We start from the raw sequence: 621 nt of genomic DNA on the forward strand, positions 1-621 counted from the left end.
AAGAAGAAGATAAAGTACGATCCATCGCTTTTCGTTTGGCATTTGCTATTTGCATTGTGATACTCATTTTCGTGGGATACGCATTCTTTTTGGTACGCCGTGTTACTCAGTTAAACGCAGAATCACAGCGCTCGATTGACGAACATGGGCGTATCGAAAAAACAGAGATTCAGGCGAGTAAAAACTTCCCCGACGAGATCGGCGATCTATCGCGCGCGATTACGCAACTGCTTCAAAAACAACGTGCATATACTTCGTTCTTAGAACGTATACCGCAGACCTTGCGTCACGAGATTTCAAACCCGCTAAATAAACTCAAAACCTCGATTGAATTACTGACTGAAACGCAACCAGAACTCAAAGGTAATCGTTACTTGGAACGGATCGATGCAGGCGCGGACCAACTTCATCAAATCACTGCGCACCTTACTGAGGCCGCGAGCTTAGAGAGCGCAATGCAATCAGAACAGCTCTCCAGCTTAGATCTAACTAAGTTCCTGCATCGTTACTTTGATCATTGGGAAGAACCGGTGCACGTCGAGTTTGAAGTAGACGAGGAATTTCAGACTCTCGGTGATGCATCGCGCTTAGAACAAATGTTCGACAAGATTATGGATAACG

General features: G+C 45.2%; 1 protein-coding gene. It reads left to right on the forward strand.

Going from position 1 to position 621, the window contains the following annotated elements; all coding sequences use genetic code 11:
- Positions 1-621: histidine kinase dimerization/phospho-acceptor domain-containing protein (locus A3762_RS21360; RefSeq protein WP_156493654.1), on the forward strand; the 621-nt coding region annotated here is incomplete at both ends.

This window comes from Oleiphilus sp. HI0125 (assembly GCF_001635355.1).